This window comes from Sporosarcina sp. P26b (genome assembly GCF_002743245.1).
Lineage (GTDB): Bacteria > Bacillota > Bacilli > Bacillales_A > Planococcaceae > Sporosarcina > Sporosarcina ureae_C.
In genome coordinates, this window is sequence record NZ_PDYW01000006.1 from 56,331 (window position 1) to 82,580 (window position 26,250).

General features: G+C 42.5%; 28 protein-coding genes. 21 read left to right on the plus strand and 7 right to left on the minus strand.

Annotation, left to right across the window (positions count from 1 at the left end; translation table 11 throughout):
* Positions 1-4: 4 nt before the first annotated feature.
* The 4 genes from CSV69_RS08065 (at position 5) to CSV69_RS08080 (ending at position 5,654) form a co-directional block, all read left to right on the plus strand.
* Positions 5-1,669, plus strand: coding sequence for a glucosaminidase domain-containing protein (locus CSV69_RS08065; protein WP_158232634.1), 1,665 nt, complete (start codon positions 5-7; stop codon positions 1,667-1,669).
* Between the two features lie 207 nt (positions 1,670-1,876).
* Positions 1,877-3,802, plus strand: a complete 1,926-nt coding sequence (locus CSV69_RS08070; protein WP_099693139.1) for a 3'-5' exonuclease — start codon at positions 1,877-1,879, stop codon at positions 3,800-3,802.
* A gap of 93 nt (positions 3,803-3,895) precedes the next feature.
* Complete coding sequence (locus CSV69_RS08075; protein ID WP_099693140.1) at positions 3,896-4,840, plus strand: carbohydrate kinase family protein; 945 nt, start codon at positions 3,896-3,898, stop codon at positions 4,838-4,840.
* A 373-nt stretch (positions 4,841-5,213) separates the two neighbouring features.
* Entirely contained in the window at positions 5,214-5,654 is a 441-nt protein-coding gene (locus CSV69_RS08080; protein WP_099693141.1) for an SRPBCC family protein, read from the plus strand.
* A gap of 40 nt (positions 5,655-5,694) precedes the next feature.
* On the opposite strand, the gene CSV69_RS08085 is transcribed toward CSV69_RS08080, so the two are convergent.
* Entirely contained in the window at positions 5,695-5,979 is a 285-nt protein-coding gene (locus tag CSV69_RS08085) for a hypothetical protein (protein WP_085428275.1), read from the minus strand.
* A gap of 314 nt (positions 5,980-6,293) precedes the next feature.
* Here CSV69_RS08085 and CSV69_RS08090 point away from each other — a divergent pair, with 314 nt between their 5' ends.
* The 4 genes from CSV69_RS08090 (at position 6,294) to CSV69_RS08105 (ending at position 10,066) form a co-directional block, all read left to right on the plus strand.
* Positions 6,294-7,691 (plus strand): trypsin-like peptidase domain-containing protein, encoded by a 1,398-nt coding sequence (locus CSV69_RS08090; protein WP_143560812.1) that lies wholly within the window; start codon positions 6,294-6,296, stop codon positions 7,689-7,691.
* A gap of 135 nt (positions 7,692-7,826) precedes the next feature.
* Positions 7,827-8,531, plus strand: coding sequence for a CBS domain-containing protein (locus tag CSV69_RS08095; protein ID WP_085428277.1), 705 nt, complete (start codon positions 7,827-7,829; stop codon positions 8,529-8,531).
* A 24-nt stretch (positions 8,532-8,555) separates the two neighbouring features.
* The gene (locus CSV69_RS08100; protein ID WP_099693142.1) at positions 8,556-9,302 is read left to right on the plus strand and encodes an ABC transporter ATP-binding protein; all 747 of its coding nucleotides are present in this window, start codon (positions 8,556-8,558) and stop codon (positions 9,300-9,302) included.
* Positions 9,299-10,066, plus strand: a complete 768-nt coding sequence (locus CSV69_RS08105) for an ABC transporter permease (protein WP_099625114.1) — start codon at positions 9,299-9,301, stop codon at positions 10,064-10,066. Before CSV69_RS08100 ends, CSV69_RS08105 begins: the two co-directional genes overlap by 4 nt.
* Here the strand turns inward: CSV69_RS08105 and CSV69_RS08110 are convergent, their stop codons facing one another.
* The 4 genes from CSV69_RS08110 to CSV69_RS16795 form a co-directional block, all read right to left on the minus strand.
* A complete protein-coding gene (locus CSV69_RS08110) occupies positions 10,067-11,254 on the minus strand; it encodes a cation:proton antiporter (RefSeq protein WP_099693143.1) in 1,188 nt (395 codons plus the stop codon).
* Positions 11,255-11,387: 133 nt separating this feature from the next.
* Complete coding sequence (locus CSV69_RS17260; protein ID WP_255396866.1) at positions 11,388-11,513, minus strand: hypothetical protein; 126 nt, start codon at positions 11,511-11,513, stop codon at positions 11,388-11,390.
* 116 nt (positions 11,514-11,629) lie between these two features.
* Positions 11,630-11,854, minus strand: a complete 225-nt coding sequence (locus CSV69_RS16645) for a hypothetical protein (RefSeq protein WP_143560813.1) — start codon at positions 11,852-11,854, stop codon at positions 11,630-11,632.
* Positions 11,855-11,889: 35 nt separating this feature from the next.
* Entirely contained in the window at positions 11,890-12,045 is a 156-nt protein-coding gene (locus tag CSV69_RS16795; protein WP_158232635.1) for a hypothetical protein, read from the minus strand.
* A gap of 137 nt (positions 12,046-12,182) precedes the next feature.
* On the opposite strand from CSV69_RS16795, the gene CSV69_RS08115 reads away from it, so the two are divergent.
* The 5 genes from CSV69_RS08115 to CSV69_RS08135 are packed head-to-tail and all read left to right on the plus strand — an operon-like array spanning position 12,183 to position 15,727.
* Positions 12,183-13,166: an ABC transporter substrate-binding protein gene (locus CSV69_RS08115; RefSeq protein ID WP_099693144.1), complete on the plus strand. Its 984-nt coding sequence runs from the start codon at positions 12,183-12,185 to the stop codon at positions 13,164-13,166.
* Between the two features lie 4 nt (positions 13,167-13,170).
* Positions 13,171-14,202, plus strand: coding sequence for a FecCD family ABC transporter permease (locus tag CSV69_RS08120; protein ID WP_369823943.1), 1,032 nt, complete (start codon positions 13,171-13,173; stop codon positions 14,200-14,202).
* Positions 14,189-15,004: an ABC transporter ATP-binding protein gene (locus tag CSV69_RS08125; protein WP_099693146.1), complete on the plus strand. Its 816-nt coding sequence runs from the start codon at positions 14,189-14,191 to the stop codon at positions 15,002-15,004. Before CSV69_RS08120 ends, CSV69_RS08125 begins: the two co-directional genes overlap by 14 nt.
* Positions 14,961-15,389 carry an ankyrin repeat domain-containing protein gene (locus tag CSV69_RS08130; RefSeq protein WP_085428284.1) on the plus strand — a complete coding sequence of 143 codons (429 nt, stop codon included), beginning with the start codon at positions 14,961-14,963 and terminating at the stop codon, positions 15,387-15,389. The genes CSV69_RS08125 and CSV69_RS08130 overlap by 44 nt, the downstream gene beginning before the upstream one ends.
* Entirely contained in the window at positions 15,389-15,727 is a 339-nt protein-coding gene (locus tag CSV69_RS08135; RefSeq protein ID WP_085428285.1) for an antibiotic biosynthesis monooxygenase, read from the plus strand. The genes CSV69_RS08130 and CSV69_RS08135 overlap by 1 nt, the downstream gene beginning before the upstream one ends.
* A 544-nt stretch (positions 15,728-16,271) precedes the next feature.
* On the opposite strand, the gene CSV69_RS08140 is transcribed toward CSV69_RS08135, so the two are convergent.
* Positions 16,272-17,624 carry a YjiH family protein gene (locus CSV69_RS08140; protein ID WP_085428286.1) on the minus strand — a complete coding sequence of 451 codons (1,353 nt, stop codon included), beginning with the start codon at positions 17,622-17,624 and terminating at the stop codon, positions 16,272-16,274.
* A gap of 178 nt (positions 17,625-17,802) precedes the next feature.
* Between CSV69_RS08140 and rbsK the strand changes: the two genes are divergently transcribed.
* The 6 genes from rbsK (at position 17,803) to CSV69_RS16655 (ending at position 21,877) form a co-directional block, all read left to right on the plus strand.
* A complete protein-coding gene (gene rbsK, locus CSV69_RS08145) occupies positions 17,803-18,693 on the plus strand; it encodes a ribokinase (protein WP_099693147.1) in 891 nt (296 codons plus the stop codon).
* A gap of 152 nt (positions 18,694-18,845) precedes the next feature.
* The gene (locus CSV69_RS08150) at positions 18,846-19,370 is read left to right on the plus strand and encodes a DinB family protein (protein ID WP_099625116.1); all 525 of its coding nucleotides are present in this window, start codon (positions 18,846-18,848) and stop codon (positions 19,368-19,370) included.
* A 96-nt stretch (positions 19,371-19,466) separates the two neighbouring features.
* Complete coding sequence (locus tag CSV69_RS08155) at positions 19,467-21,092, plus strand: M20/M25/M40 family metallo-hydrolase (RefSeq protein ID WP_099693148.1); 1,626 nt, start codon at positions 19,467-19,469, stop codon at positions 21,090-21,092.
* Positions 21,089-21,271: a hypothetical protein gene (locus tag CSV69_RS16650; RefSeq protein ID WP_143560814.1), complete on the plus strand. Its 183-nt coding sequence runs from the start codon at positions 21,089-21,091 to the stop codon at positions 21,269-21,271. The genes CSV69_RS08155 and CSV69_RS16650 overlap by 4 nt, the downstream gene beginning before the upstream one ends.
* A 133-nt stretch (positions 21,272-21,404) precedes the next feature.
* Entirely contained in the window at positions 21,405-21,530 is a 126-nt protein-coding gene (locus tag CSV69_RS17265; protein ID WP_255396867.1) for a hypothetical protein, read from the plus strand.
* Positions 21,531-21,646: 116 nt separating this feature from the next.
* Entirely contained in the window at positions 21,647-21,877 is a 231-nt protein-coding gene (locus tag CSV69_RS16655) for a hypothetical protein (RefSeq protein WP_143560815.1), read from the plus strand.
* 126 nt (positions 21,878-22,003) lie between these two features.
* Here the strand turns inward: CSV69_RS16655 and CSV69_RS08160 are convergent, their stop codons facing one another.
* On the minus strand, positions 22,004-22,915 hold the full coding sequence (locus tag CSV69_RS08160; protein ID WP_085428290.1) for a methyl-accepting chemotaxis protein: 912 nt from the start codon (positions 22,913-22,915) through the stop codon (positions 22,004-22,006).
* Positions 22,916-23,137: 222 nt separating this feature from the next.
* Between CSV69_RS08160 and CSV69_RS08165 the strand changes: the two genes are divergently transcribed.
* Together CSV69_RS08165 and CSV69_RS08170 are read left to right on the plus strand one after the other, a co-directional pair.
* The gene (locus CSV69_RS08165) at positions 23,138-25,018 is read left to right on the plus strand and encodes an ABC-F family ATP-binding cassette domain-containing protein (RefSeq protein WP_099693149.1); all 1,881 of its coding nucleotides are present in this window, start codon (positions 23,138-23,140) and stop codon (positions 25,016-25,018) included.
* Between the two features lie 20 nt (positions 25,019-25,038).
* Entirely contained in the window at positions 25,039-26,160 is a 1,122-nt protein-coding gene (locus tag CSV69_RS08170) for a virulence factor (RefSeq protein WP_099693150.1), read from the plus strand.
* Positions 26,161-26,250: the final 90 nt, after the last annotated feature.

Sequence of the window (26,250 nt, forward strand, 5' to 3'; positions counted from 1 at the left end):
AAACATGACAAAACATATCACAACTACTGCAATCGCCTTTCTGGTTACGTTTTCCTTGATGTTCGTAGCCGAAGCTGCAACTTGGCCGGATCATTCGCCCAATCAGGAGCCGGACAAGTCTTGGACGATCACGTTCAATAAACCGGTAAAGCGTGAAACAGTGCCAGGCTCGATTTATATCACAGATTCTCAAGGGAAAATACAGGAGAATGTGCTGTCCTATTCTGACAAAGATCAAAAAATACATATTGCACCGCCTGTAGGCAATTACCGTTACGGTGAACACTATACATTGGTTATCACTCAAGCCGTAGAAAACACGGACGGCCAATCATTAAAATCACCGATTACGAAGACGTTTTCGATCAAAGCGGGGGTAACTTATGATCTAGCGAATGTACAAGCCAATGGTACAACATCCATTATAGAAAGATTTCCAAGTTTTGAAACTGCTGCAAATCGTATGAATAGCAATCAAGTGGTATTGTTACAAAATAACATTATTCATATGCCAGCAGGACTTGTCTCGACTGTAGCATATGGAGGGAGTTCATTGACGATTTTATATGCCAATGAAGCTTTAACTACACAAGAAACGTATGTACCAGCTGATACGGAGCTTCTTTACGTTGATTCAACAGCGAAATCTGTGAAGGTTGAACTGGCGGGAAGAAACTTCTACATTAAACAACAAAATGCGAGGCTATTGCCAAGTCAAACGGTGACGGATCGCACGTACTACAAAGTGTCGAAAGGTTCGCTCTATCACTTCATTTATTCACATAACGCCAAAAAATTTGCTTCATATGAAATGGGCGCGGCACCACGTTTTATGCAAGAGGGTGCCAAGTATTATAGCACGGACGGAAGCCATTTTCGTGATGTGGCAGGCAAAGCGGTCGGTACAGCCCATCAGTACTTCCAATACTTGCCGATGCGCAGTATGACACGCTATACAGCAGATGAACTTGATGCGTATATTATGGATCAGTTAAGAAGACTTGAAAATGCCAAACCGCAACCTACGATCTACAAAAATGCGACGACTAGAAGCAAGTTGATTGGGATGGGGGCGGAGTTGAAGCGTATAGAACGAGAAAGTCATATTAACGCGATGCATATCCTTGCGCTGGCACTGCATGAAAGCCAATATGGGCTCAGTTCATACGCACTGAATTATAATAATTTATTCGGTATGTATGTGACGGATGATAATCCACAAAATAAATATTTTGCTTCTGTAAGTAAGAACATCCAGGAACTTGTCGATTCATTTTTGAATAGAAACTACTTACCACCAGGCGCCAAATATGCGAATGGAACGAATTTCGGCAATAAAGCAATCGGCATGAACGTCAAGTACGCGTCCGATCCGTATTGGGGCTCTAAAATTGGAGGACACTTGTATCGGATGGATCGCTCGATGGGTGGGAAAGAAATGGCCAATCAGTTGAAGATTGGTTTGACGAATGAGGTTAAACTCAATGTTCGTCAAGATCCTAACACTAGCAGAGCTGAAGTTTATCAATATGCAAAGATTGGTATGCCGTTGATTATTAACAATGATCAATTGCCTGAAAGCCCTTGGATTCAAATTCGATCAGATGTAGCACCGTATGATGTGTTGTATGTACATGGAAGTTATGTAGATCGATTAATGTGGGAATAAAACAGAAATTCAAATGGATATAAAAGGTACAAAGCAAATGGCTACAGATACAGCAGATTGCACTGACGAAAAAACAGTGAGAACACAAGGCTATTGACCTTTTAGGTTAATAGCTTGTTTTTGTGTCTAATAAAATGGAATTTTACAAAAATTATATATGTAGTATACTATAGGTAATAAATGGCTAATAGAAAGGGAGGGATTGGTGTGGCCTATACAGTACCTGAAACTATTAGATCGAGTGCAACGGCAGGAGAGCGTCTGCTATTTCGGACATTGAAGAACTATTTGCCTGACGATTATATTGTATATTACGAACCAGAAATACGTGGTAAGCGACCGGACTTCGTAGTGATTGGACCGGATCTCGGTATTCTAGTTCTCGAAGTGAAAGACTATACGAAAAACACGTTGTATCAGCTGGATCGTGATGAGTGGACGTTGATTAATTCGAACGGTGAACAAGTTAAAACGAAGAGTCCGCAGAAACAAGCGAGGGAGAATGCTTTTCTATTAGTAAATCTATTGAAGAAAGATGGGAATCTTGTACAAACTGACGGCAAGTATCAATCACAGTTGAAGTTTCCGTATGGTTTTGGAACAGTTTTCACGCGCCTTCATCAGAAAGACTTTGTTGAACTTGGTCTGTATGGCGTCATCGAACCTCACCTTTCGTTAACACGGGATGAAATGGATCCTGAACACGAGGCATTCACAGAAGAGAATTTAATGGAAAAGATTGCGGAAATGTTTGTCGTCCCGTATCGATTGCGTGAACCGCTCGGTAAAGATGATATTGATGCGATACGTTATCATCTGTTTCCAGAAGTGCGAATTAGCGCTGAATTCAAGCAGCCTTCTACGCATCAAGATCAATTATTACTGTCGCTACATGACATTAAGACGATGGACTTGCATCAGGAAAATATGGCTAAGCAAATTGGTGACAAGAATAGGTTGATTCGTGGTGTGGCGGGAAGCGGAAAAACGCTCATATTGGCTAGTCGTGCAAAGTTGCTTTCGAGAGAGCATCCTGACTGGAAGATACTCATTCTTTGTTACAATATTTCATTGGCTCAAAATATTGAACACATGGTGCGCCATATGATGAATGAGCCTGATTCGCTGTTCGACTTTGACTTCACAAAAGAAGAAATCCACACAAAAACAGCCAAGCATTTGATTCAAGTCCGGAATTTCCATAGCTGGTTGCGCAATGATTTGCGTATATCAGAAGCTACTATTCCTATGATGTTGGAGAAGTTAAAGCAGGGCGAAGCGATCTTGCCGAAGTACGATGCCATCATGATCGATGAAGGACAGGATTTCGACGCGGACTGGTTCAAACTGGTGAGCGAATTATTAAATCCTGATACCAAATCATTACTTCTTGTAGAAGACCGTGCGCAGTCCATTTATAAGCGAGGACGTTCGTATTTACAAGACACGGGTCTCGACTTTAGAGGGCGCTCCAAAGTTTTGAGTATTAATTATCGCAACACTGCACAGATCGTGTCGTTCGCATGGGCTTTCTATCAGCAACACTCTGTACTAAAGAATAAAGTTGTCAGTAAAGAGTTCGAAGGCGATATCATTGCCCCACAAAGCACACGCAGGAAAGGCTATGAACCTGCGATTGTGCGTGTCGATAGTTTCAGGCGAGAAGCTGTGATCGTTGCCAAGCAAATTGCCAAACTTCATCGTGAGCGGAAGTTGCCTTTATCTGAAATATTGATTCTGTACCGAGTCAAACGGTTTTCGGGGCTAGACTATATCGCATTGTTAACACAAGCATTGGAGCAAGAAGATATACCGTACTATTGGATCGCAGAAAACAGCGACTCAAAACGTAACTTTGATATCGATCACGAGAGTGTCAAAATCAGTACGATTGAAAGTAGTAAAGGACTAGACTTTCAAGCAGTGTTTATCGTCAGCGCGAATAATATTCCATTTGCTTTGGAAGAAGACATCGAGCGTGAAGCTTCGCTACTATATATAGGCATGACACGAGCGAAGGAGTATTTGTGTATTTCCTATTCGGGGGAATCCGAATTTACTGCGTACTTTGATAAAGTGTTGGAGGACCGGAAGAAAGAGGAAGGACCGGATGTAATTGAACAGTCGAAATAATACAGAGCCGTCTACCCTGATTGATAACTAATCAGCGAAGATGGCTTTTTTCTATGATACGATAGAAAGAAAACTTTCTAGGAGGTCGAATGCATGAATAACACCCAAAAAACACATGTCCTGATTTACGGAGATATTTTCGTGGACTATATTGCAACAGACAAAACCAACACGAAATTCAAGACGTTCCTCGGAGGTGCGACAATCAATGTGGCGGCAGGAGTTTCGCGACTGGGTGCCAACTCTTCATTAATTACTGTATTCGGCGAAGATGAAGACTCGAACTTCGCAGTAAATGAACTGGAGACTGAAGGCGTCGATTTAACATATGCTTTACGATCTCCTAAGAAAAAAGTAAATCGTGTTTACGTTCATCTAACGCCAGAACGTGACCGTGTATTCGCGAACTATATAGATGACACGCCTGATCTACAGGTACAACCGAGCGATCTGGATGAACAGGCTTTCCGACAGGCTTCCATATTACATATTTGCTCGGGTACAATGTTTCACCCGACTGCCTTAGCAACTACTAAAAGGGCTGTTGAATTAGCAAAGGTGAATGACGTGTATCTTTCACTAGATACTAATGTGAGACCACTTCGCTGGGAAAGTGAAGACATATGTCGAAGTACGATTTTGTCATTTTTACATCAGACAGATTTGCTGAAATTAACGGAAGAAGAGCTGGCTTTTCTCATGAAGGAAACAGATGTGCAAAAAGCGCTGGCTGGACTTGCTGTATATAATATTCCTGTAGTTATGATGACGATGGGAGAACTGGGGACGCTTGCAGTAATTGAAGGCAAGCAACATCATGTAGGAGTCGTGCCAATTGAGCCGGTCGATACGACAGGTGCGGGGGATGCATTCATTGCGGGCGTACTTCGTGGACTTCATTTGCATGGTAAGCCAAATAATTTAGAAGAAATGCTGGATCATATACGTTTTGGCAATAAAATGGGAGCGTTATGCGCGATGAAATCAGGAGCTCTTTCTGCAATGCCGTATGCGGATGAATTGGGCGAGTTAGAATAGGCCATTGTTCTGGAGGCCGCGCTCTATCAATCGGCTTAATCGCTCTATCGTGGACCGTGAGTGCTCTATCAAGACCGCTATCCGCTCTATCATCGCTCATCTCCGCTCTATGCTGTATTTTATCCGCTCTATGGCACTAGCCAACCGCTCATAGAAAAAACCACGCCTTGGTCAACAGAAAAAAGCAGCCTCGCCTTAAACCATGTGCTACAGTATTGATTTCTTCAGTCTATATTACTGTTAACGGTTAATATATAAGAAGATAAAGACTAAAGGAACAATGACTTCATTCGTACTATAACCTCGTTTGTAAAGCGTGGTGTTTCATAGTACTATGACGAAAAGGTAACGAATAAGGAAGGTGAGATGTATTATGCCGAACAGTACAAAGGAAATAAAAGTTGCAGCAACTCCGCAACAAGTATGGAGTTTTCTCATACATGTAGACCAGTGGGCTCCACTGATCCCAGGCTATATTGAACATGAGAAGAGTAATGATCAGCAATTCAAATGGAAGTTCCGAGCAGATCTTGGTGTGATACAAAAGAATATTGTCATGCAAGTGGATATTACAGAACAAGCCGAACATTCAAAAGTAGCGTTTACTCTAGAAGGTCTGAATGAAAATCTAGAAGGGAACGGAAGCTTTCAAGTAGAAGATGCAATAGATGCAACAAGTCTCATAGGTTATCTGGATATTACAGGTAAAGGGATGATGGGATCTGTTATGAATTCCATGATGAAAACGTATGTACCGGAAACAGTAAATGCGTTGACCGACGCAATTAGTGAAAAAATTAGCCAGACAGAATAAAAAATGTACACAGTTACGCTGTGTACATTTTTTATTGCTTTCACGAACTATATTTAATTGTACAAATATCTTCTACATCAATCTCTTCTACTTCTGGTTCTCCAAATGGCTGAAAGTGAACGGTACGTCTTTTTCGGTCGAACTGTAAGTAATAACCGTTATGCTGTATCCCTCTCGACTCCTTTAATGTTATCTCCACAGGTGCTCCCATGGGTAAATCGACAAGTATATGGACGATCTTTCTTTGGTCATAACAACGCGCTTTTCGTTTTGAAATATTGGGTGATTCGTAATCATTGTAAGGTCTGTACTTCCTGGATGACATATTTTTATGCACCTCCCTCTCTCTTTAGCGTATGTGAAAATTCGCCTGAGAACTGTGCCGCTTCATTGGATAGGAACAATAAGAAAGGATTTAATTCTGTGAAGTGAAATATTGCATTACAAAATAGGGAGTAGCTTATAAATGTGATTCTTTGTGTGATTGCCCTATCACGCTGGAAAGGATTACTGTATTCAGCCTACAAAACAAAATGATGCTATTCCATAACGAGTGCATGCCTTTTGTATTAGTCCATATGGTATAATAAAAGCGGTATTTCATTCAGGTAAATTAGGGAATGGAAGAGGGGGAACCGTATGTACTGTCCAAAATGTGGTCATAAAAATACTGACGAAGCAAACTTTTGTGGGGGCTGTGGCAAGGCGATGCACGGGTCTAATAAAAACAAACCACTTCTTGCAATAGTCTTGGCTTTACTAATTGGTGGAGCTGGTTATGGCTATGCAACGGACTGGAGTTTTAAGTGGCCGAAAGAGACAGTAGCCTCCACTAAAGCAGAAGATAGTAGCGAAAGTGAAAAGGAATTACGAATAAAAAAAGCACCAACTATTGTTAATCAAACAAAGAAACAAACTAAAGATAAAACGCAATTGATCAAAGAATCATTACCTAGTGTATTTACAATTGGGACAAATGACGGTTCGGGATCAGGATTTCTTTATAAAACTGGCGGCTATATCGTGACGAATGCACACGTAGTGGCGGGCTATACCGATGTAACTGTCAGAAATTCTGTAGGGAAAGATTTTGAAGGTAAAGTAATTGGAATTTCAGATCGTTATGATATCGCATTGATTAAGTCGGAAGCGAACAAACATGTCAAACCATTTGTGACGGAAACAAGAGAGACACCGATCGGTACAGAAGTTATTGCACTCGGAAGTCCAAAAGGTTTTGAGAATACGGCATCGATCGGTTATTTAACCGGGTTGAATCGTGATATGGAAATGGACTTCATTTATGAAAAAATCTATCAAATCGATGCGCAAATAGATCATGGAAGCAGTGGCGGACCTTTGCTTGATGCAACGACAGGCAAAGTCATCGGCATTAATTCGTTATTGTACAAAGACAATACCGTATTCGGATTTTCGATTCCGATGCACAGTATGCAAAAACAAGTAGATGGATGGATTAACGAACCAATGAGCAGTCAAGCGGTAGCGGCATTGTTCAATGTTTACGAAGATTATGTGCCAGAGTCGTACTATGATTCTGATGATACATCTTGGGATTATGAGGATTACTATGGCTTTGATGATTCAGAAGTCGATGAGGAATACGATGGCGATTATGATTATGAAGAAGAGCCTGAAGAATATGTAGATGGTATGGAAGTTGCAGATGAAAAGGTAGAGTCTTTCATAGATCAATTCAGAAACCAATACGAATATGCTGTCGATGAGGTGGATTACTCATATATCAATTCCTTTATCGCATCCGGTAGTTCCGCTGAAAATGAGTTACTAGCTTTTCTAGACGATCTGTCAGGGAAAAATGAATACTACGAATTCATCGACACGACCGTAACGAATATTGTGTACAATGATCAGTCGATTGACGTATATACATTTGAGACGATGGATTTTACGAAAGAAGACGGAACGAATAAATTGTTGGAAAAACATAAGAAGTACACGATTGTTATAGACGAATATGGCAATTATCAAATCAAACAAATAGCAAATCAATAACAAGTTGTTGCCGTGTCAGTGAACTGGCGCTGCAACGACTTTTTTATGTTTACGTTTAGCACAGACAACGTAATCCAAGAAGTAGACATCTACATAGATATGATATACTTTCCCTATTAAAGGAGGCGATGTGTCATGGATCACAAAAATTCAGAGCGTTTTCTCATTGCATTTAATAGAATCGATAAGTCCTTGATGAAAATTACGGATATGCCAAGTCATTTATCATTCTCTAAGAAAATCGCCAAAGCGAAATCACAAAACGCATTGATTGCCCGTTATGAAGATGAACTACATGAATTCAGTAGTTTACGTAATGCGATTGTGCATAATCGTACAGGATTTGACTACGCTATAGCAGAGCCACATGATGAAATTGTGGAATTAATTGAAAGCATAGATAAAGGACTATCGCATCCTGTCACCGTCAAGGATCTGTTTTCGGGAAAAGTACATACCGTGCAGTCAGATGAATCACTGGCGACTGGTTTGCGTTTGATAAGAGAAAGGAAATTTAATCAGTTGCCCATTTATAAAAAAGGTCGATTCATGGGGTTGATTACTGCAAATGGTATCATGAATTGGCTTGCCGATCAGGAAACCGATTGCATTTCCCGGGAAATACCGACATTACTCGACGTATATAATCATGAAAAACGAAAGAAAACCTATCGCTTTGTCAAATGTACGATGTCGGCTTACGAAGCGGAAGGGTATTTCAGAAAATCCATTATGTCAGGGCAACGGCTAGAAGCATTGTTGATTACCGAGCAAGGTGGTAAAGATGAAAAATTATTGGGCATTATTACACCATTGGATTTATTGAAATTGGATGAATGATAAGTAGCAGAAAAGGTGGATATTATGGATAGTGAACAAAATAAATCATTATATGAACCGGCAATCCATTTCCAAAACGTCTCATTTGAAATAGCGGGAAATAAGATTCTTGAAAATATAACTGGATCATTCCCTACCGGTCAGATCACAGTGCTTGTCGGGCCTTCGGGTGCAGGGAAAACGACATTATTGAAAATGTGCAACGGTTTGCTAAGTCCTACGAGTGGAGATATTACGGTACAAGGCCGGGCCATTCATGAAATGTCGCCGATTGATCTCCGACGAAAAGCAGGAATGGTGTTACAAAATTCGCCGATGATCGCAGGGAGCGTCTATGACAATTTGGCACTACCATTGCGGTTACAGGACAAGAAGTTGAGTAAAGAAAAAGCACTAGATATTTTAGATCAAGTCGGTCTTGAAGCAGAGTATCTAGAACGAGACAGCCAGAACTTATCAGGTGGCCAGCAGCAGAAAGTATCGATTGCCCGGACATTATTAAATGAGTCGAAGATTTTATTGATGGATGAAATTACGTCTTCGCTAGATCCATCTTCGTTGAATGAAGTAGAGGATTTGATTCGTGACTTGCATGAAAAGCATGAAATTACGGTCATCTGGATCACGCATAACTTGGAGCAGGCGAAGCGAATGGGGCAGTATGCATGGATCATGGTGGACGGGAAATTAGTGGATGCCGGTGAAATATCTGTACTTGATCATTCGGATATTCCATCAGTCAACCGTTTCTTGAAGGGGGAATTTACATGAGTACCACTGCCTTATTCCTGACACTGATATTTGTGTTGATTCCGCTCGTGCTATCAAAAACACTTGGATTACAACTGGAGAAAGATACAATTATCGCTACGATTCGCTCAACTGTACAATTAGTAGCGGTCGGGTTCGTATTGAAATTTGTCTTTGATTCTGAAAGTTATGTATTTATATTCTTAATGGTCGCCTTGATGATCGGCGCGGCAGTTCAAAATGCGCGTAAGAAGGGGACTCAAATCAAAGGAATCACGTGGAAGTTGATCGTGACTTTTGTGTTATTAGAAGTTTTGACTCAAGGGATTTTACTCGGATTCAAAATTGTCCCAGCTACTGCACAATATATTATTTCCATAACCGGCATGGTAGTTGGAAACTCGATGGTGCTTGCGATTTTATTCCTCAATCGTTTCGTATCGGAAGTAGAGACGCATCGCTCAGAAAGCGAACTCATTTTATCACTTGGCGGAACCCCAAAACAGGCGATACATAGGCAATTGATTCGCTCGATACAGGCAAGTATGATTCCAACTATTGAAAGTCAAAAGACGATTGGACTCGTACAGTTGCCTGGTATGATGAGTGGCCAAATCATTGCAGGCGCTGATCCTTTAGAGGCAGTGCAATTTCAGATTTTAATTGTGTTTCTTTTGCTGACAACTGCGGCATTAACTAGTGCATGTCTAGGATTACTCTCTTATCCATCCCTGTTCAATGAACGTATGCAGATGATTCAACAGGAAAATGAGCACTCGAAGTAATTACTTATCGAGTGCTTTTGATAGTGGATAAATGCCAATACTCTGTACAACGAGTGACAAGAACACTACAGCGAATCCCAACGAGACAAGTACATCTGCAGAGCTGTCTGCCGCATCAGCTAAGCTTAGTAGTAAGAAAATAGACATCGTCCCACGAATGCCAGCCCATGATAGGAGCGAGGCTTTTTTGACGTCCACCAACTCTCGATAGCCTGAAAATAATTGCATCGTCCCCGCGATTACAATAAAGCGAGTACCAATTGAAACGAAGAAAATGGCAATCGCGAGCAACCAATAATCAAAAGCTAATAAATAGTCAGCGGCCACAATACCGATGGCTAAAAATAGTATCGCAAGCAAACCAGGTTCTGCTACCTCCCAAAATCCGTTCAATGACTCCCGATGCATTTCTTCTTCACTGGCACGTTCGAGCTCAGCAGATAGCATAATACCGGCAGCGACCGTCGCCAACACCCCTGAAAACCCGACAGCTTCCGCTAAATGAAAGGCCCCATACGCAATAATAATACTCAGTAATACTTGATTCTCGCGTTGTGTGGATAGGTGAACCGCTTTACTAACTATCCAGCCAGCAACTACACCTGTTGCGATACCGCCAATCGATACAGATAGAAAATCCCCTAGAAATGGCCAGAATTCAAAGCTTTGCTGTTTGGTGAACATAGTCAATAGCACAGTAAAGAGAACGACGCTAGTTCCATCATTAATCATAGATTCACCGTCAAGAATATCCGCAACAGATGGATCATCTAGCGACTTTTCCAAAATGGATACGACAGAGACTGGATCAGTTGGTGTGAGAATAGAAGCGACGAGTAAAGCGCCAACCCATGTCATCTCTATACTTGCCCCCATCCAATATGTAGCGAGTCCCAAAAGAATGGCAGTCACAAGTAACCCCGCCGTACTTAGCGTTCCGATGACTTTGACATGCTTTCTTAAGGATGAAGCCGAGTAGTGGTAAGCTGATGCGAATAATAGCCCTGGCAAGAATATATTATAGATGACTTCTTTGGAGATATTGATACTGTTGAAATAAGGAATGAATGACAGTCCAAAGCCGATTGCGACCAGAAAGACGGGAAGTGGGAAGTTCTTTTGTTTTTTATCAATGGTCATGGCGATGTAGCCAATTGTTAACAAGATCAGTATTTGCACAGCGGTCATGCTGTTTCGCTCCTTTCTCTTGGTGTTTAGTTGTTGTTATTCCCTTGGTTGGTGGTTTGGAAACTGGTTTTGGTAATGGGGAAGTAGGACACGATGTTGGGTAGTGGTTTTGCGAATACTTTTTTCTTCCTCGTTAGATAGTGGTTTGACTAGCAGTGTAAGTGGGGCGGTCATTGGCGCCACTTCGGCGGTGGTGGATGGCTTCCGCAATGAGCCAGACAGGAAGTGCGCCTGGCTGTCTCATTGCTACGCCTACCACGTGCAGCCGCCTACGTTAGATTGGGGGTAGGGCAGTTCAGGTACTTGTTTTGCAAGAATGGGAACTAGTACTACCCAGTTACTGGTTTTATCTACTATAAATCACAACCTAACTTGTCAACCACTTAGTAGCGCAGGCACAACTGCGGGGTAGGCCGTGGCCATGAGACAGCTAGCAGCTCCACCGCTAGTTGGCTCATGGCTGGAGGCAATCCCCCACGTGCCTGCGCGAGTCCAAAGCATGCCCCTCACTACTTTCAATGGACAAGTCAATGTCGAGCGACGATCCAATCTATCTCCTAATGACTTTACTAAGACCGAAGTATTGTCCCACCCAGTCACTGGTTTTCATCTTTTATAAACCACAATCCAACTTATCAAACACTCAGCAGCGCAGGCACAACTGCGAGGTAGGCCGTGGCCATGAGACAGCTAGCAGCTCCACCGCTAGTTGGCTCCTGGCTGGAGGCAATCCCCCACGTGCCTGCGCGGCTCCAAAGCATGACCCTCACTACTTTCCATGACCAAGCCATTGTAGAGCAACGACCCAATCCGCCACTAGTCCAAACGATTCATTATCAATAATCTATTTGACAATGATTCTCATTATCGTTTATGATGTTTTTCAATGAGAAACATTCTCATTATATTCGAGGGGGAATGAATAGAGATGAAGAAGTTAGCAAGCGTGTTGAGCATACTCATGTTGCTGTTTGTACTCAGCGCATGTGGAACAGAGGATGGGAAAGCTGAAGACAAAACAGCCGCATCAGCAGTCAAAGCTAAAGGAACAGAAAAAGCAGAAGAAACGACTGGCGCAGCTATCGAAGTGACAGACATGATCGGCCAAACCTCAACATTCGATGAAGTGCCAAAATCTGTCGCCACGCTAAGCTCGGGCGACCTCGATATGCTACTCGCACTTGGAATAAAAGTGGACGGGCGTCCAACAGTACAAGGACCACCAAACAAAGACTTAGAAGGCATCGCTGAAATCGGAAACCCGCATCAGCCAAATTTTGAGAAGATTGCGGAAATAAACCCCGAAGTCATCATTGCGGCCCCAAGCTTCAAACAACACGAAGCAAACATGGAACGCCAAGGTACAAAAATTGTGTATACAGCTGCTAACTCTGTAGACGATATCAAAAAGACGATCGGACTCTTCGGACAGCTATTCGATAAAGAAACAGAAGCAAAAACAATTCAAGACAATATTACCGAACAAATTGAAAAGAGCTCAGCAGACAAAGCGGAAGCTGTGAAAACTTTACTAGTATACGGAGCACCAGGTACATACATGGTGGCACTACCTAATTCATTATCAGGAAATCTACTTGAACTAGCAGGTGGAGAAAACATTGCAAGCGATTTCCCGAATGAAGAAAAATATCCACAATACGCAAGTTTGAGCGTTGAGAAAATTATTGAACGCAATCCAGAAATGGTCATGTTGATTACTCACGGAGAACCTGAAGCAGTCAAAGCAGCATTCGAAGGTGAAATGTTGAAAAACCCAGCATGGAAAAATCTTGATGCAGTGAAAAAAGGCAATGTGATGGTCTTACCTTCACACTTGTTCGGTACAAACCCTGGAACAAAAGTAGTTGAAGCACTTGACGTAATGAAAGAAAGCTTAGGACAGGTTAAATAAGATGATTGCAGTAGGAGAGCAAACGCAGAAAGAACGTCATCCACTTGCGAGAAAGCGTGTCATCGTTCTCGTGACGAGTGGAAGTCTACTGTTAATCGCAGCTATTTTAAGCTTGATGATCGGTCCAGTGTCGTTCTCCATGCAAGAAATTTGGAATGGGATTTTCGTGGCAAACGATACGATGGAGCGGCGAATTGTATGGGAACTTCGCTTTCCACGTGTACTAGTCGGCATGATTGTCGGAGTAAGTCTTGCGGTAGCCGGTGCTATTTTACAAGGCGTTATGCGTAATCCATTGGCTGATCCAGGAATTATCGGTGTCTCATCAGGTGCGGGACTTGCAGCGACAGTCATAATGATTATTTATCCGGCCTATATTATGTTTCTACCACTTGCTGCGTTTCTTGGAGCACTTGCAACGGCCATTGTGATCTATGCGTTGTCTTGGAGAGGTGGCGCATCGCCTTTACGAATTATTTTAGTCGGTGTCGCAATTAATGCAGTGATCGGCGCATGCATGAGTGCGTTAATGCTGCTTTACAGCGACCGCGTGCAAGCTGTATTACCTTGGCTTGCTGGAGGAATTGCAGGCGTGGGGTGGGTGCAGTTTGAAATGATTATCTACTACGCGATTGCGGCATTTGTATTGGCTATTTTCTCAGTCAAGCGTATTCGGATTTTGCGTCTAGGTGACGAAGTAGCCAAGCTACTCGGGCATAACGTGGAACGAAGTCGATTTTTCCTCATAGTCTTAAGTACTCTACTTGCGGGGATGGCGGTCAGTGTTTCGGGATTAATTGGTTTTGTTGGACTTGTTGTACCTCATATTATGCGCTCTATAGTAGGAGGCGACTATCGATTCTTGTTACCCGCTTCAGCACTTGGTGGTGGATTACTCGTCGTAGTAGCAGACACAATTGCCCGTACGTTATTCAATCCAATTGAATTGCCAGTAGGAATCTTACTCTCCTTCTTAGGTGGACCATTCTTCTTGTACTTAATTCAAAAACGGAGGGATTCATTTGCTGATAACTGAAGAACTTACGTATCGACATTCGGATTCATTCGAATTAACGAAGATAGATTTGCATATTAAACAAGGAGAAATCGTCAGTTTGCTAGGACCAAATGGTTCGGGCAAATCGACATTCCTGCGACTGATTTCACGATTGATCACGCCTGGCAGTGGAGAAGTTCTGCTAAATGGCGAACGATTGAAACGAATGAAATCCCAGGAAGTAGCACGGAATTTGGCTATGCTACCGCAAATGCAAGATCATCAACTTGATGTGACCGTAGGCGAGTTAGTGGAGTTCGGTCGTCATCCCCATCGCTCGGGATATGGCAAGTTAAGTTCAGAAGACCAAGAAATTATCGACTGGGCGATCGGCGTGACAAAGTTGGATAAATACAAAAATCGTATGTTGCAGTCATTATCAGGTGGAGAACGTCAGCGAGCTTGGATTGCGATGGCGATTGCGCAACGACCTAAAGTATTATTACTCGATGAACCGACGACGTATTTAGATATTTCGCATCAACTCGAAGTCATGGAATTGGTTACAGAATTAAATGAAACGTATGGAATGACGGTGGTTATGGTTCTACATGACATCAATCAGGCGGCTAGTTACAGTGACCGGCTCATCGTATTAAAAGATGGTAGTGTTCGTTTTGACGGCATTCCGCAGTGCGTATTGTGCAAAGATATGTTCCGTTCTATTTTCGAGATAGATGCGGAGATATTTATGAATAATGGGAAGTGCTTTTTCACGCCAAGTAAATTACGGAAGGATGATTGTTCTGAGAACCGAAGGAGAAAAGAAACAACCAATTGATCAAGCGTTAGTGCGTCAATACTTGATTGCAACCCACGGTGATTTTGAAGAAGTACAAAAGTTAATTGAGCAGGAGCCTGATTTAGTCCACGCTGTGATGAACTGGGGAGGAGACGACTGGGAAAGTGGTCTTGGAGCCGCAGCGCATACCGGTAATCGAAATATCGCGGAGTACTTATTAGAAAAAGGCGCGCGTATGGATATATTTGCAGCTGCCATGTTAGGGGAGCTCGAAATCGTTAAATCGATGTTGAAATGGTATCCAAATGCGAGCGAATTAAAAGGGCCACATGGCATTCCGTTACTGCGTCACGCAGCAGCTGGTGGAGAACAATCAGCATCGGTACTTGAATATTTACAGTCGATGAAAATGGAGGCAGTATAATGCAGAAAATGGTTGCAATTAATACGATTTATGTAGAAAAAGGTAAAGGGGAACAAATCACTGCTCGTTTCGCTAAAGCAAAGTCAGTTCATACGTTTGAAGGGTTCATTCGCATGGAAGTGTTGCTGAGTGAAGAAGGTGAAGAGCGTGATGAAGTAAAAGTATGTACAACATGGGAAGACCGCCAGTTTTTTGACAAGTGGTTACATAGCCGAGAGAATGCAAAAGCGCATGACGCAAAAGCACCGCAAGGACCGAGTTCAATCCTCGGTAATGAAGTAAAGACTTTTGATGTGAAAGTTCAACACTTGCCGATAGAAAAGGTAGAAAGTAAGTAATTCAAGACAGCGACAAGTATCAAGTTGTCGCTGGCCTTCCGATTGTGATCTATGGAGTGGAATGAAGTCTCCTCTTCATAGATGGCTTTCGGAAATCCGTCAGCACAAACGGTATATCACGGAAACGCTTGAAAGTGAACTGTCAAAGCTACTTATTGGAATGCAACGTGCCAAAGCCCACCATTGCTTTACCACGCAGCATCCCAAACGCAACCCTCCCTTACTTGCGGACATTCAATACATTCTAGCAGGGTTACTTTCAAGCCGTTTCATTTTGCTACTCTCTTTATGGAGAGTGGCTTTTTTTAATGATGAAATGTTAGTGAATGCTCAATGTAACGGGGTATCCGCTCTATGAGAAGCCTTGAGTGCTCTATGTGCTACTTTATCCGCTCTATGCGCTGCGCTAACAGCTCATAGTTACGTGATAAGCGCTCTAAAAGCTCATACAACCGCTCATAGCCTAAAGTCTCATAGTACAAAGTTTTCGGCAATCAACTAAAAACCCGCCACTTCGTAAGGAAGTGACGGGTTCGGGATGTAATTAAAACAATAAATGTGCAATACCTGCAATGATCGGTAGCGCAATGATTGTGCGCAACAAGAAAATGATCAGTAGGTCAAAAATATTCAACGGAATCTTCGTCCCTAAAATCAATCCGCCAACCTCTGACATATAAATCAGCTGAATAACGGAAATGGCTGCAATCGTAAAGAGGGTCATCTCAGATGTAATCACACCTTCTGCCAAAATGACAGGCAAGAACATATCCGCAAATCCAACTACCATCGTCTGTGCAGCTTCAGCAGCTTCAGGAATCTGTAAGAAGTTCAGGATATATTCGAATGGCTTTCCTAAAATACGGAATACACTCGTATACTCAGCCATCACTAATGCGATCGTACCGAATGCCATAACGACCGGTGCCACACCGAACCACATGTCGAGCACGTTTTGCATACCAGCACGAACCGTCTTCACGATAGAGCGTTGTTTCGAAGCGGTATCGAGTGCTCTGGCAAGACCTAGTGAAAACACGCTTGTCCCAGCAGGTAACTTCTCATCCTCAGTAGAATATTCACGATCATCAATATACGTATTCTTAATCGAACGTAGTGGATAAATTCTTGGCATGATTAAAGCAAGAATCAGTCCCGTGAATAGAACGGTTGCGTAAAACGGTAGGAAGTAGTTTCCGAGACCGACTTTATCGATGATGACTAATGTAAACGTAATCGAAACAACTGAGAACGTAGTTGAAATAACAGCAGCTTCACGCTGTGTATAGTGACCTTCTTCGTACTGTTTACTGGTCAATAATACGCCGATGGTTCCGTCGCCGATCCATGAAGCGAGAGCATCAATGGAAGAACGACCCGGTAATTTGAATAATGGTCGCATTATCTTCACCATCAAAGTTCCAAAGAATTCAAGCAATCCGAAGTTTAGTAATAAAGGAAGTAACAGTCCTGCAAAGAAGAAGATACTAAACAGGAATGAAACAAGGCCATCACGAGCAAGTAGTAATCCACCTGTATCCGCGCTCCAAATCGCTTCAGGTCCTATTTTGAAGACGACCATAATGGCAAAGATCGCCCCAACAATACGAGTGATTGTCCAAAACGGTGTAACCTTGAATAGATTTGTAAAGAATGAAGGCCGATTCGGATCTTTCTGAACGAATAAATAAAGAACAGATCCCACTGCAGAAGCAATGATCAAGTACATCATAAGTTGTGGAATAATAGGTTCCAATGCGCCGGACATAACATCCGCCAATTTGGCTATAGGTACTTTCCAGCCCGCTGCGAACGGTAGTGGAATCATAAATAACATGACCCCGAGTATAGAAGGAATTAAGAATACGAACCATGTACTAACAGTATATTTTTTCAAGATATTTCTCTCCTAGTGTATAATCTAGTTGATGTATATTTATTCATTATACTGTTTAACAAGTCGTTGTAAACACTTTAAGGTAAAGTGTAACTTTTCAGTCAGTAAAGAGTCTATATTGAAATAGCTTGGACAAAAGTCTATGATCGGATAAAAGAAATGGAAACGAGGAATACGCATGATTACGGTAATTGGTAGCGCGAATATGGATGTCATTGCACAAGCGGACAAGTTTCCGTTACAAGGAGAAACGGTGAGAGGAAAAGGTTTTCAAACAGCACCTGGTGGCAAGGGGGCAAATCAAGCTGTTGCATGTGCACGACTTGGGCAGCAAGTTCAGCTGATCGGCACGACAGGTACGGATTCATTTGCAGAAATGATTGTAGACAATTTGCAAGAACAAGGTGTGGATACTTCCTATATTAAGAAAGTAGAAGGTCCTTCTGGCGTTGCTGTTATTTTATTGACGGAAGGGGATAATCGAATCATTTCCATACCCGGAGCCAATCACGCGCTGACGCCCGAACGAATTGAAGAGTTAAAACCTGTTATTCGTGCCAGCGACTTTGTGATGATGCAACTTGAACTGCCAACAGATACTGTGTGGTATGTCTTGAAGCTGTGTAAGGAATTGCAGGTTCCCGTTATGATGGACCCTGCGCCTTCAAGTAGCTTTCAATTGGAATACATGTCCTATGTTCGCTATCTGACGCCGAATGAAACAGAGTGTGCGCAACTCTTTGGTACTTCTATAGAAGAAACTGTGACAAACTATCCGAATCAACTCCTCGTAACATTAGGAAAAGATGGGGTTTGCTATCATGATGGTGAGCGAGTTATCTCTGTGCCTGGTGTTCCTGCAAAGGTAGTGGATACAACAGGGGCAGGTGATACATTTAACGGTGCGCTTGCCAATCGGATAGTACAAGGAAGCGATTTACAATCTGCCATTCAGTTCGCCAATGTCGCGGCTTCGTTATCTGTAGGAAAATTCGGTGCACAAGGTGGTATGCCGACTACTCAAGAAGTGTTATCGAGGATAGAACGTCTAACGAATGAAAGAGGCTAGAGATTCTATTATATCAGGGCTGAATGGCACCCTTCTGTCAACATTGCCGGGCTTTACTAAAAATCTAACCGTTGCCCCTTTAAATCTCTGAACAAAAGGCGTATGCTATGGCAATAGAAAAGATTTCAAGGAAGAAATGGAGGTAGATGTTGGTGGTTTTTGGAGAAAACATCAAGGTCCGTAAACGCATCTTGCAGTTGATTGATGGCTTAACAGATGAGGAATTTAACGGAACACCATCACATGGCGGCTGGTCACCCAAACAGATTGTAGAACATTTAGCATTAATGGAATGTCGAGTTGCTACAAACATCGCCCAAGAATTGAAAAATCCTGTGAGTTTACGTGTGTTCAAAAAACCGATTAGTGTATCGGCAAGCCCTTTAGTGAAAGCATACTTCATGGAATACACGCAACCGACAGATACACATCTCTCTATTCCAGAGATTAAAGAGAAGTTGCATGAATCCAGAAACTATTTGCTGGATATCTATGAGTCGGCTACTATTACAGAACTTCGCTGTAAGTCGATCAAGCATCCGATTTTCGGTAACGTTCCGTTAATTCAATGGTTCCGATTCGTCGGATTCCACGAAAAACGTCATCTACGACAATTGAAGCGGGCAGTGGAGCAAGTGAAATTGTCTCCGACCGAGCTCGTTTCATCGTCTAAATAATAAATGAAAGAACTTGTTGCCTCCTTAGGTACAAGTTCTTTTCTCATTTGGCTTAGAATCAGCTATACTTTAGCTAACTATGAAGGGGGAGATAGAATGAATCGATACCGTTTTGATACACCTGAAAAGCTGCGTGCATTACTTTGTGAACTAGTAAGCTGGGATAGCCGTACATTGACGGAAGGAGAGCGCTTTTTTTCCTGGAAATTGCAAAATAAATTAAGTGAACTAGAATACTTCACTCAGTATCCTGATAACATTACACTTCACGATGCAGGTCTCGGACGGCAAGTGGTACATGCCTTGTATGAACATGCTGACGCAACAGACACTATCGTTTTGATCAGTCATTTCGATACTGTACAAACAGACGAATATGGAGCACTTGAACCACTTGCATTCTATCCCGAAGAACTAACAAAGAAGCTATTGGAAGACAAAGATACGTTGCCTGAAGCAGCGCGTATTGATTTGGAATCAGGAAACTATTTATTTGGCAGAGGCACGATGGATATGAAAATGGGCTTGGCATTACATATGCAGTTGATTGAGCGAGCAAGTCTAGAGCAGTGGCCGATAAATTTATTGCTATGTACAGTTCCAGATGAGGAAGTGAATTCAGCAGGAATGCGAGCTGCTGTAAAGGAATTGGTGCGTCTGCAAGAGCAAGAAGGTCGCCACTATAAATTATTCTTAAACGGAGAGCCTTCATTTTCACAAGGACCTGCGGATACGAAGGAATATATTTATTCGGGTACAATTGGAAAAATCATGCCGTCTGCTTTATTCTATGGGAAAGAAACGCATGTTGGCGAACCGTTAAAAGGTATTACTGCAGATTATATGGCTTCGTTTTTAACGCATCGGATGGAATGGAATCCACTATTCCGTGAAGTGCATCAAGGGGAATCCACACCACTTCCTGTCACACTGCATCAAAAGGATTTAAAGATCCAGTACTCTACACAGACACCACAGCGGGCGGCCGCGCTATACAATGTCTTTTTGTTCAAGCAGACAGCTGCAGAAATCATGGATTTATTCGAACAAGTAGCGAATGAAGCGATGGAGCAATGCAATGAACAGTATAAAGCGATATGTGATCGTGAGTCCGCTGAGCCATTGGGGGACATTCGTGTATTACGTTTTGAAGAGTTATTAAAGTACGCTGAAGGTAAATTAGGAAAGAATGAAGTACGCAGATTGAAACAAGAAGTGTTATTGCAGGAAGAATGGGATGACCGCGAACAATGTATTCGCATTGTAGATACGTTGATGATGGAGTGCCAAGAGCTTGGACCAGCAACCGTGCTGTTCTATGCGCCGCCTTATTATCCTGCAGTTAACTCGTCGGACAATCCGCTTGTCATCGAGTCGATCGAGTTTCTGCAAGAACGTGCGAAGGTGTTTGATCTGACGCTCGATCAGGTGCATTACTTTAATGGGATTTGTGATTTGAGTTATGTGCATTACAAGGATGAGGAGAATCATTGGATGGCGTTTGCGGACAATACGCCGGTCTATGGTGATACGTATTCGATTCCGTTTGAGGACATGCGGAAGCTAACTGCTCCTGTGTTGAATGTCGGGCCGTTTGGTAAGGATGCGCATCAGAAGACGGAGCGTTTGCATATTAATAGTGCGTTCAAGGAGATGCCGGTGTTATTGGAGCAGTTGGTGAAGAGGCTGGCTGGTATGGATCAGCAGTCGAAGTCTAGATGATATTTTGGGGTCGTTGCTCGAGTTTGGCTTGGTCATTGAAAGTAGCGAGGGTCATGCTTAGGACCCGCGCAGGCACGTGGGGGATTGCCTCCAGCCATGAGCGAACTAGCGGTGGGGCTGCTAGCTGTCTCATGGCCACGGCCTATCCCGCAGTTGTGCCTGCGCTACTGAGTGGTTGACAAGTTCAGTTGTGGTTTATAGAGGATGAAAACCAGTGACTGGGGAACTATTCTTCGGTTTTGTAAAAGTACGTAAAGGATGGCTTGGATCGTTGCTCGACATTGGCTTGGTCATTGAAAGTAGCGAGGGGTCATGCTTAGGATCCGCGCAGGCACGTGGGGGATTGCCTCCAGCCATGAGCCAGCTGGCGGTGGAGCTGCCAGCTGTCTCACGGCCACGGCCTACCCCGCAGTTGTGCCTGCGCTACTGAGTGCTTAGCAAGTTTGTTTGTGGTTGATAGGAGATAAAACCAGTGACTGGGTAGTACTAGTTCCTATTCTTGCAAAACAAGTATCTGATCTGACTTACACACAATTTAACGTAGGCGGCTGCCAGTGGTAGGCGTAGTAATGAGACAGCCAGGCGCACTTCCTGTCTGGCTCATTGCGGAAGCCATCCACCACCGCCGAAGTGGGGCCAATGACCGCCCCACTTACACTTTCAGTCAAACTACTACCTCTGCAAAAAACAAGGAAAAGCAAGGGTTCGCAAAACCACTACCTAACATCGTATCCGACTTACTTGTACGAACAAATAATCCGTATACTCGAAAAACAAGTACCTGAACTGCCCTACACCCAATCTAACGTAAGCCACTGTCCGCCCCACTAACTCGCCCCTCACAAAAACAACTCTCATAAAAAGAACTATCTCGTAGAAGTACCAACTTCCAAGAGATAGCACTTTTTTGATTAAATGATCCGTCCCACTTCCTGCGACTGGCTCTCCAAATCTGCAGCCGACGACGCAATCGAGCGGAAGTCATTCATAGCAATTTCGATTTCATTCTGACATTGCACAATATTTTGCTGCGCCAATGAAGTACCTTGTGAAATCACACCAATATCCTCCGTGATCGTTTCAATGCCTTTACGCACCTCGACGATGGAATCCTGTACATTACCTGAAAGTTTACGCACTTCTTTTGCCACCACATCAAACCCACGTCCATATTCTCCGGCTCGTGCCGCTTCAATCGCCGCATTCAAAGCCAATAAATTCGTTTGGCTCGCGATCGCGCGTATGGTCGTCACGATGCCTTGAATATCTTGGGAGTGAACTTCTAGATTTTGTAATGAACTCGTGTTCTGTTCAGAAACAGCGGCTATCCGCTCGATCATGGTCAATAATTCCGTACTTCGATTCATTCCAGCATTTGCTTGTTGAGTGAGGTCTTCTGCCATTTTATGCATCTCATTGACGACTTCAACGATGGCATTTTGTCGTTCTGTAATGTCCGTCGCGATTTTTGTGACCCCGATCACTTTTTTATGCTTATCATCAAAAATAGGCATATATGTCGCTTCAAGCGATACTGCAGAACCATCTTTACGTTTACGTTCAATTTTGCCTTGGTAGCTAATGCCTTTATTGAAATTTTGCCATTGTTTTTCGTATGCGTTACTTTCAAGGAAACTATCGAAACAGAGCTTTTCATGCTTCATTCCAATCATTTCTTCTGGCTCGTAGCCGATCGTATGAGCAAAGTTTTTATTTACATAGGCGATACGACGATTCATATCAAAACGAATGATGGCCAAATTGTCTTCTAGTGCTTGTACGACTAACATATCGGTTACTTGATGTTCGGTAGTTTGTACCATGAATACAGCTCCTTTAGACTTATTAATTTAATGAAAGCTCTTTCATCTATTAAACCATAGAGTCTAATGAAATGGCATAGACTGTAAAAATATATTTTGAAAGTATGTCTGTAATTCGAAATTCCTACTGACAAGTAATAAATCAAGGTGTGCATGTTTTCAACTTGCCGGAATTTCGGCTATACTAAGAATAGAAGCAATTTGAAGATAGGATGTGCAACGATGAGTCATTTAGTAATAGAGAAATTAACTAAAACAGTTGGAGAAAAAACGCTTTTTAAAGATGTGGAGTTTAATTTAAAAAGTGGAGACAAGATAGGTTTAATTGGTATTAACGGTACGGGGAAATCTACGTTGTTATCTATACTTGCTGGACAGGGAAGTGCGGATACGATCACTATGGATCACCCGAATAAATTCCGTGTAGCCTTTTTGCCTCAAGAACCGATTGTCAATCCGGACTTAACGGTAATGGAAGCGGTATTTGAAAGCGATGCACCAGTTATTCGTACAAATCTTAATTACGAAAATGCTTTACAACTACTTACCGAAGATTCTTCAAATGAAGAGTATCAGGAACGCTACTCATTCTATCAAAATGAAATGGATTCAACGGGTGGTTGGGATTTAAATGCATTGGCCCGCACTATATTAATGAAGCTAGGGATCGAGACATTCGATAAGAAGATGGGCGAATTATCAGGTGGTCAACTGAAGCGTGTCGCCCTCGCTAAAGTATTAATCGAACCAGCAGATTTATTGTTACTGGATGAGCCTACGAACCATCTGGATGTTGCATCGATTCAGTGGTTGCAAGACTTCTTGCAAAATGTTCAAGGAGCAGTATTATTTGTTACACATGATCGATACTTCTTGGATCAAGTCGCTACGCATATTTACGAGTTAGCGGATAAAACTCTTTATTCGCATACTGGGAATTATGCAGATTATTTGGAGTCGAAAGCACTGCGTGAAGAGATGTCAGCCGCTTCGGATCAGAAAGACCGTAATCGCTACCGCAGTGAATTGAAATGGATTCGACGCGGTGCTAAAGCGCGTTCAACGAAACAGAAAGCGCGAATTGATCGCTTTGATGATCTTCAAGCGAAAGTAAAGCAGACCGATGAGTCACTCGACTTTGAAATGGATTTACAAACGACACGTCTTGGTAAAAAAGTGTTGGAAATCAATAATATTACGAAACGATTTGACGATAAAGTTATTTTGAATGGTTTTTCTGCTATTCTACAAGCAAAAGAACGTATTGCGATTATCGGACCGAATGGCGTAGGGAAGACGACACTTCTTCAGATGCTGGATGGAACGATTACGCCGGACACTGGAGAAGTCGATAAAGGCTCTACCGTAAAGATTGCTCATTTCCATCAGCATTTGCCACCAATGAAGGAAAATCAGCGGATTATTGAGTATATTCGTGAGACGTCCAATGATATTGAATCAGGTGACGGTGAGCGGTTGTCTGCGACGCAAATGTTGGAAAGATTCTTATTCCCTTCCTCTGCACACGGAACGCCAATTGGTAAATTATCAGGTGGGGAACGTAAACGTCTCTATTTATTGAAGTTATTAATGGAACAGCCGAACGTTTTACTGCTGGATGAGCCGACGAATGACTTAGATCTCGAAACACTTTCCGTTTTGGAGTCATTCATTGATACGTTCGCTGGAGTTGTCGTTACGATTTCCCACGACCGTTTCTTCTTGGATCGGATCTCGCGTAAGTTATGGATTTTAGACGGCTCAGGTGAAATCGATGTGCGTCTAGGTTTGTATTCAGACTACCTCGATGAAAAGAATACAAAAGACGTGAAGCCACAAGCTAAAGTTGCGGTAGCTGTTCCGACTCCAGAAGTTAAAGAGCCTAAAAAGAAAATGACATACGCTGAAAAGAAGCAGTTCGAAACCATTGAGTCAGATATAGAAAAGTTAGAAGAAAAAATAGCAGAAACAGAACAGCAGATGACGATTACGGGTTCAGATTATGATCAGCTTCGTCAACTTGATGAACAGCTGACCACCCTGAATCAGCAATACGAAGAATTAGTCGAGCGTTGGTCTTATTTGCAGGAGTTAGTTGAATAATTACATTGGAGGAGATTTTCTTGAAAATCAAATCGATTGAACCGACACCAAGTCCAAATTCCATGAAAATTGTTTTAGATACCCCTTTACCTGATGGAACTAGCCATAACTATAAGAAGAAAGATGAAGCTCAGGCACCTGAGCCGATTCGTTCTCTTTTGGCTATACAAGGAATTAAAGGAATCTATCATGTATTAGACTTTATGGCAGTAGAGCGAATTGGAAATGTTGCGTGGGAATCCATTCTTGCCGAAGTGCGTTCTGTTTTAAATGAAGGCGGCGAAACGACAACACAGGCCGAAGAGCAACAGATAGATGAGCACTTCGGGGAAGTCTATGTGCATGTACAGACATATAAAGAGATTCCGTTGCAAGTGAAAGTATTCAATAGTGATGAGGAAGCAAGATTTGGATTAAGTGAACGTTTCATTCAAGCAATGGAAAGCGTTCATCATTCTGAAGTAGAAAACTATATCTTACTTCGGAAGTGGGCAGATTACGGAATCCGTTACGGGGAATTGCAAGAAGTAGGCGAGCAAGTGGTTTTAGAACTTGAAGCCGCGTATCCTGAAACGCGATTACATGAGCTTGTTATGAAAGCGGAAAAGGCAGACGAGGAAACCATAACTCGTGGAAAGAAAGTGACAGTATCGGAATTTATCGTTCCGGAATGGGAAACACGCTTCCGATTGCTTGATCAAATGCCGGATCCAGATGAGTCGGATTATCCTGTATTGATGATGGCATTGAAAGACGAGAAAATGTCGATACGCAGACTTGCGACAGTGTATCTCGGCATGATAGAAGATGAATCAGTTATTCCGTATATCGAAAAAGCATTATTAGATAAAAGCTGGGCGGTTCGTCGTACAGCTGCAGACTGCATGAGCGACCTTGGCTATGTTGGGTTCGAAGCTGCGGCTATCCGTCTGTTACAAGATAAAAACAAGTTGGTTCGTTGGCGTGCAGCTATGTTCTTGTATGAATCCGGAACAGAGCAAGCCTTACCGGCACTGCATGAAGCAGAAAACGATAACGAGTTTGAAGTGAAACTGCAAGTACGTATGGCGATCGCAAGAATTGAAGAAGGTGAAGAGGCAAAAGGTTCAATCTGGCGCCAAATGACCGAAAGAACTAAATAAATTATTCTAGTCCATGAAGATTCATTATGAATCTTCATGGACTTTTTTATAGAATTGTTGACAGAGAATTCAAACGGGTTTATGATAGAG